The following is a 7,382-nucleotide window of genomic DNA, read 5'->3' on the forward strand; positions in this document are numbered from 1 at the left end:
TGCCCCGTTTTAGCGGGGCAGATATAACATTAAATTACAAATAGAAATAGTTCGGCGGTTCTTCTGTTTTCCCTAAAAGAAGAGCGCTGCGCCCAGGAATATTGATATTTAGAGCTCCGCCTCTAAGCGTAAATACTTTACCAGGGGGAATACTTTTGCGTGTATTATTATTATTAATGGTAACGCTATTACTCCCCATGTTTTTATATATTCCTGGTTGCAATTTGTTAGGCCAGGTACCTTCAACTTCTTCGTTTCCTTTATTTATTATAACTAGTCCATCATGAGGAGAGTGATTAATGTTCACAGAATCCCCACGACTAAAGGCCAGAACATTTTTAGTTGCAAATACACCCTCAAATGCGCTCCATATTCCTTCTTTATCTATATATAATGCGTGGAATTCATTGTAGAGCTGCTGATAGGTAGAACAACCTTTATTAAGCCACGCCTCACCGCCGACACGAGTGGACCCATCATCATTTTTAATCTCAGTCGTTGATTTTAATACCTGACCATCCCAGTAAACTAAAGGCCTGCTGAACGGGAGAGCGGCCATATATGCCATTGCTAATTGTTCATCTTGCTGATGGTTAAATAAAAAGTCATTGAAAAGATTACCATTGTTAGGGAAATCGTGGTTGATGTTAATCAATATCCGTCTTTCTGATGGGATGCTTGAGATTGCGGAACCCGGTTTTGATGCAAGGGTTTGGAGATCTCCACCGAATGAAAAGGCTTTTATCGTCTTCATGAGCAATGAAAAATCAATGGCGCTTAAATCATCTCTTTCATAAAGCAGCGATGACATTTGTTGTTCATCTAACGGACAAGTTACCAGGTATTCCATGTAATTCATAACAGCTTTTTTTTGATATTTTGGATTAAATAAATTTGTATTGTGCAACCGCTCATTATAATTTTTAAGCGGTGGGGTTATCGACCTCTCTATTTGTTCATGTTTTGAGTGTTTTGCTGCATCATAACGTAAACCTCGTACGCCATATTTTCGCATTTCACGAACGTATTGATTTTGCAACATAATAACTTGGTCACTTTTGGGTGTTGTTTTAGGCATTCCATTTAAACGCTTTTCTTTTAATGCATGGAGGTTTTCCCATTCATCCTTAGAAATATTATCTTTACTTGCTTCGAAGTCTTTTGCAGTGAGATGTATATCTTCTGGATGGATTTGGTCACGTTCTTTTGTTACTGGATCTATAATAAAGGGAATCAAGACCTGACCTTGCCAATAGCCAGGGATACCACTTTCTATATCTTTACTAATCTTCGCTCGTATATCGGCAGAGGGATAATCCAGATCATTTTTACCACTTCCTCCGATCCCCATAAAGTTAAATGTATAATCAGGAATGATATCGATGCCAAATTTTTTGGCATCTTTAACCAATGCGATAAAATCCTGCAAATCTCCCATTGGATTATGGATGGTACAAAGATCTTCGGGTTGATAAGCGTGATACCAGTAACCTTTTTCTTCTTCAGGTGTTTCTGGTCCGTCGGCGCGGAAAGTTGTTACGGGAGGGATTTGTATATAACCATAATGGCAACGTGCAAACTCGGCCATATTTTTCCTGATTTGCTGGTAGGTGGCATTAAAAGCATGAAGAATCGCCTCGCCAGGTTTTTTGGGTGTGATGATTTCACATTGTGATTTCTGATCAGCAGTAAGAGATTTACGCTCAAGTGTTTGCCGTAGATGTTCTGGATTGATTAATATTTTAAATGTTTCTTGCTGGCCGGAAGGTGACGTTACGTTAATATTATATACATCAGCTGCCAGTTCATAGTCAGGAATGTTAATAGCATATGCAACATACTTATCTTTTGGAGACGGTTTGTCAGATATAATGTGAGTGAAATGTTCAGCTGGACCATACTGATGAACACCGCTGTTATCACCTCTTTCAATCATTGTATCTCGTTGATAAACCCATGTTTTTCCTTCTCCTATCCTGTCTGGCGCTGTAATGCTACGCTGTGCTGCTTTATTCAACTCTCGGTAAGTTGTATCTGGAAAAAGGGAAATTTTATAATCGTTTTTTAACAGATCATTAATGACTTTTTCTGCGTGAAAAGTTGATATAATTTCTCTGTCTTTTAAATCCTGAGGATAAACTCCACAAGAATTAATAATATTTGTTATACAGTTTAGATATTCTAATGTATTTAATTTGGAATTTAGATCCCCGTCAGTAATGTTCCATGATAACAATGTGGGGTTGTCGATAGGTAAATTTCTTGGTCCTGGTTTTATAGAAAACATAATAAAGTTCCTCTAATGGTAGAGTAATATGGTGTATACGGAAACATAAAAATGTTTAATTGTTGTGAAAGTAATTGCAAACAGATGTCCTACTTTTATCCAATATTTATATGGAAAAGGATAATGCTTAAATCTGTTTTTTTAATTATCGATGTGGTCTGGAGAGGCAACTGTCAAAAATCGCTCATACGAAACTAATGATTAGCAGAATAAGATCTATGAAAGAATATATTGCTATATGAAGTTTATTTTTATGGGGTGAAAAGTAACAGATATCATAATGATGCGAAAACTCTTCAGCTAATGTAATAAAGTTATATTATTAGATACAAAATCATTACAAACTATCATTGAATCGATGGTAACTATAAATAGTGCTAAGTATTAGCATTAGCTTGTTGACTGAGAGTATCGACTTTGTGAATGGAAGCGGTGTCGGGTTTTATGTCGCAGGTAATGACGACCCAGGATGAATGAGAACGCATAAAAATCTGTTATTTACATCATAAGATCATCATGTTTATTGCGTGGTTTATAAGTATTGTTATTGCATACTCAAGGCCCTTTAGCTCAGTGGTTAGAGCAGACGACTCATAATCGCCTGGTCGCTGGTTCAAGTCCAGCAAGGGCCACCAAATCAGCATTCACGTATCAGGAAGAGTTAAGGGTACAAGGGGTACTCGATGGCGGTCTATATTTCACGACTAACGCCATTTCAAGGAAGAAGTGTGGTGGGTGGTTTCGAATGAGGGCTGGTGTTTTGGTACGTGGCACGCCACTGCAATGTATTTATCCATCAGTACTCATTCAAAAGTACCTGGAAAAAATGCCCGCTATGCCAAGCGGGCAAATTGCTTACATGTGGAATTAAGTAATTAACGATAAAGCCAGAGTATTATCATTTATTATACCCCTTCATTTAATCAGGTTAATTACTCAAATCACTGAACTATTCTCTGTTCGCTCACTTATGCTGAGTGAGTACCACGACCAATGTATGTAGAACAATGCCGTAGAGTAAGGATGAAATGTCTCTGCCACGCCTTAAACATCTACTACTGACTAGAACCGCCGTCGCATGCAGAAGAGTCTTGTGAGCGTTACAGGAGTCTGGCTTTGCTCATTAATCAACGCTATTTAGATATAAATTTCTAATACTCGAAAAACGATTTTCACAAATAAATTATAACGGGTGGTTTTTATCATACAGCGAAATAACCTTTTGTTTATTAAATTTAACATTCCTGTGCTAAATTAATTAAAAGTACCATGTATAGCATATGAAGCTGTTAATGCCAGCAATTGTCTCAAATGAGCGATTTTTTATAGTGACAAACAATAATAACATTAAAAATAGTCATGTAGACATTAACTGAGGAAAAGACAATGTTAGTTAGTAAAAGCAACGAAATTAACACTAGCACATTTATAAATAGTGGAAATTGTAATGAAAGAAAATCTTCTAAATCCATGGAGTTACTAGCTTATAGTATTATAAAATTAATTTGTAAAGAAGCTGCCTCAGGGACGTATAACGGTGCTCTTGAAATTTTACAAAAAATGATGTCTGAATGTAAATATCATGAAGGCAATGCTTTTGTCATTATGGGAGCCGGAGAACAATTAAAACGTATTAAATATGATGCTAATGAAAATAAATTAAAAGTATACAACGTACACTTTGATAATAATCAAGAGTTAGTTGCTGATGGTGAGCCTGACGTAGTATTTTTAAAAAAAACGGTGTGGGAAGACCTTCTCGTTAAACTAAAGCTGGAGAACAAAGAAAATGCGGTTTCTGAAATTAACCTGTCATCTAATAAAAATGATGTTGATCAGTTTATTGAATGCGCTAAGAGAAATGAACAGACCCTATTCGACAATATAAGAAAAAGTGATTTTCATGTTGCTTCACTTCAGCCAGGTAGAACGCGTAGTGTTATTTCAGAAACGCCGCCAAATGACTGTATGGAATCACCTAATTTATATGAAAACCACACAGATAAGGTTTCAACTGTAACTAAAAATTCTCAGCAAGTTAAAGGTCACTATGGAGATAAGTTGAAAGAAATGCAGTTGTTCCTCAACCAGATGAGCAATGCACTTCAACAGGATTCATCTTTGTTAGAGTCAAAGGAACACACCATAGATATTCAAGAAAAAACGAATAAGTTTGTGCAGCATTTTCAGCGGGTATTATTTGATAAAAATGGAAGGTCATCAGAGTTTCTACTTAATTTTTATGAGTGTTGCTATAAGTTTTTACCAAGAGCGCAGCCTCAAGATAAAATCTATAGCTATAATTCAGCACTGCAAGCTTTTTCCATCTTTTGTTCATCTACGTTGACACATAATAATGTAGGGTTTAATTTCAAATTATTTCCAGAAGTCAAGCTGTCTGGAGGAGATCTTGAAACGGTATTCAAATACAAAAATGGCAATTTTGTCTGGGAGATAGCCAGAATTAAAATTACTCTCCCAAAAGAAGAGGGTGGTTTATATAATTTAGGTGGATTGGACTTTAAGGGGTGCTTCTTTTCTGGACAGAACTTCAGTAACTATGATATTAAATATGTGAACTGGGGGACGTCATTGTTTGATGTTGATACTCCGTGTATTTTTAATACGCCTGCTAACAATGAGAGTTATGAAAAATCATTAAAGCCTGTGAGCGAAAACGGTTTAAATGGAGTCTTATCTGATCGTAATAAAAAAATAAAAATGATCACGGGCGTGGCACCATTCGATGGTATTTCATCTATGGATGATGACTTTGATGATAGTTCCTCTGAGGATGAGCCCGTTGAGAATAGTCCTGTTGTGACTAGGCCCCTTGTATAAAGTTCTAAAAGCAGTTTTCAATGATAAATAAATGGCGATTTTTACAAAGAGAAAATAACGTAGATTGAAATAATATGTATTATTGATTGAGTAAACGGGATTATTCTTCACACTGCATCCATTTTGCTGTCACTACCAAAGTAAAAGGGGCTACGCTTTCACGTAACCCCTTGATTTATTTGATGAATTTTCGGTGTCTGAACTGGTGCTGTAATTGGTTGAAATATTTCATCTAATGTCTGGTTCAACTTTCCTTAGCTGCTTGAAAGTTTTTTGATCTTACCCAGCAATAATAGGGTTACGGTGTACCACGCCTGACTGAAGAACTGCGTGCTCAGAGTTACCACTTCAGCGCATAACCGTGGCAGCAGGCCCGGACAGAACAAACGGCTCAGGACATTATCGGTAGGGGACGCACTGCTAGTCTGTAAACTGAACCGACTGGGGCGCAGTATGCGGCATCTTGCCGTGCTGTTGGAGGAGCTGTGAGAACGTGGTATTAACTTTCGTGCTCTGACTCTACCAATATTTGCCCAACAATGGGGGGACGAAAGCTGTAAAAGTAAAACAATCTGCAATCTCAATATTATTGCGTGATTTTTATGTGAGCAGAAGATATTCATCAGAAACGATTATGTAAATCATTTTATTTTTCCGACGGCTTCAATGTCGAAAGAAAAGAATACGCCCGTATTTCCTGAATAGATTGACTTTTTTATCCAACCACACTTCAGCGCACTGCGTTTAAAAAATGCCTCTTTCTTATGCGGAATATCATCATTTCATCATGATGTCTTTGATGAGCGGTGAACACAATACACTTGCGCTGTCTCTTCAGGATGAATCCCCTGGTCTGGTTCCTGTGGGCTGATGTTGCAGCAGAGCTAAGGTTGCTTAAACGCTACTCAGTATTCACTTTTCAGAGGATGAAATTTATGAACAGGACCAGTCCCTATTATTTTCGCCGCTCAGTACTTTCCTTATTGATATCTGCTTTGATATATGCCCCACCAGGGATGGCAGCTTTTACTTCAACCGTTATTGGTGTGGTAAACGATGAGACTGTAGATGGCGTCCAAAGAGTGGATGAACGAGGTACAACAAATAACACTCATATTATCAACCACGGTTATCAGGATGTTTATGGCGGGGTATCTAATGGAAGTATTATTGAATCTGGTGGCCGTCAATATGTATCAGCCAATGGTACTCATCAGGGGCAGGCCAATAATACAGTCATTAACGGTGGCAGCCAGACAATTCTGGACGGGGGAATTTCCACAGGGACGATAATCCAGAGTGGCAGTCAGTATGTTTATGCAGGTGGTACCAGTAATGCAACAACGATAATAAGCGGTCGTTCAACAGTAATGGGGGGAACTGCGAATGGAACAATAATTAATGGTGGGAGCCAGTCAGTATCGAGTCAGGGGCGTGTTGACGGTACGACGATAAATATGTCCGGGTATCAGGAGATTACGCAAGGAAGTCTGGCAACGAACACAACAATAGATGGGGGGTGGCAGTATGTGGACTCAAGCAGTGTAGAAAATACTACCATTAAGAATGGAGGCGAGCAAAGAACAGTTAAGAGCCATGCGCTGAACACCACAATAGATGGTGGTCTACAGGTTGTCGATTCAAGTACCGCAGAAATAACCACCATTAAGAGTGGAGGAACGCAACAATTAAATAACAGCCAGGCTATGTTCACCACGATTGAAGGCGGAACTCAGTCTCTGAATAGTAAGTCAACGGCAAAAAATACTCAGATCTATTCTGGTGGTACGCAAATTGTTGATAACACCAGCACCTCGGATGTTATTGAAATTTATTCCGGTGGCGTGCTTGATGTTAGAGGTGGTATGGCAACAAATGTTACTCAGCACGATGGCGCGGCTTTAAAAGCAATGACTGACTGGTCGACGGTGAGCGGTACGAATAGTGAAGGTGCATTCTCTATTCACAATAACGTGGCAGACAATGTGTTGCTGGAAAACGGTGGCCATTTAGACGTATATGGTTCGGCAAACAAGACGATTATTAAAGATCAAGGAACAATGTCAGTTTTAGCGAATGCTAAAGCTGATGCGACCCGAATAGATAATGGCGGGGTTATGGATGTTGCCGGAAACGCGACCAATACCATAATTAATGGTGGCACACAGAATATAAATAATCATGGTATTGCCACGGGAACCAATATCAACAGCGGAACACAAAATATCAAGAGCGGCGGGAAAGCTGACACGAC

4 protein-coding genes, 1 tRNA gene and 1 pseudogene are annotated in these 7,382 nt (G+C 38.5%); 5 read left to right on the plus strand and 1 reads right to left on the minus strand.

The annotated features are described in order from the left end of the window. Positions 1-34: 34 nt before the first annotated feature. Entirely contained in the window at positions 35-2,287 is a 2,253-nt protein-coding gene (locus tag AACU19_RS20065; protein WP_105278433.1) for an alpha amylase C-terminal domain-containing protein, read from the minus strand. A gap of 559 nt (positions 2,288-2,846) precedes the next feature. Between AACU19_RS20065 and AACU19_RS20070 the strand changes: the two genes are divergently transcribed. From AACU19_RS20070 to AACU19_RS20090, 5 genes and pseudogenes are all read left to right on the plus strand, one after another. After that, a tRNA-Ile gene (locus AACU19_RS20070) sits at positions 2,847-2,922 on the plus strand. A gap of 751 nt (positions 2,923-3,673) precedes the next feature. Next, on the plus strand, positions 3,674-5,128 hold the full coding sequence (gene ypjCB / locus AACU19_RS20075) for a YpjCB family protein (protein WP_105278434.1): 1,455 nt from the start codon (positions 3,674-3,676) through the stop codon (positions 5,126-5,128). Positions 5,129-5,446: 318 nt separating this feature from the next. Next, positions 5,447-5,614: pseudogene (locus tag AACU19_RS20080) on the plus strand (recombinase family protein); the annotation flags it as partial. A gap of 265 nt (positions 5,615-5,879) precedes the next feature. Continuing rightward, the gene (locus AACU19_RS20085) at positions 5,880-5,999 is read left to right on the plus strand and encodes a hypothetical protein (protein ID WP_001131441.1); all 120 of its coding nucleotides are present in this window, start codon (positions 5,880-5,882) and stop codon (positions 5,997-5,999) included. 64 nt (positions 6,000-6,063) lie between these two features. Continuing rightward, positions 6,064-7,382 (plus strand): AIDA repeat-containing protein (locus tag AACU19_RS20090; RefSeq protein WP_198599080.1); only part of this gene is annotated, 1,319 nt, incomplete at its 3' end.

The sequence above is a fragment of the Escherichia sp. MOD1-EC4550 genome (assembly GCF_963876935.1).
Classification (GTDB): domain Bacteria; phylum Pseudomonadota; class Gammaproteobacteria; order Enterobacterales; family Enterobacteriaceae; genus Escherichia; species Escherichia coli_F.

Excerpts from the sequence above, each read along its gene's own strand:
- AACU19_RS20065 (WP_105278433.1), bottom strand. The coding sequence starts at position 2,287 with ATGTTTTCTATAAAACCAGGACCAAGAAATTTACCTATCGACAACCCC.
- ypjCB (WP_105278434.1), top strand. The coding sequence starts at position 3,674 with ATGTTAGTTAGTAAAAGCAACGAAATTAACACTAGCACATTTATAAAT.
- AACU19_RS20085 (WP_001131441.1), top strand. The coding sequence starts at position 5,880 with ATGCCTCTTTCTTATGCGGAATATCATCATTTCATCATGATGTCTTTG.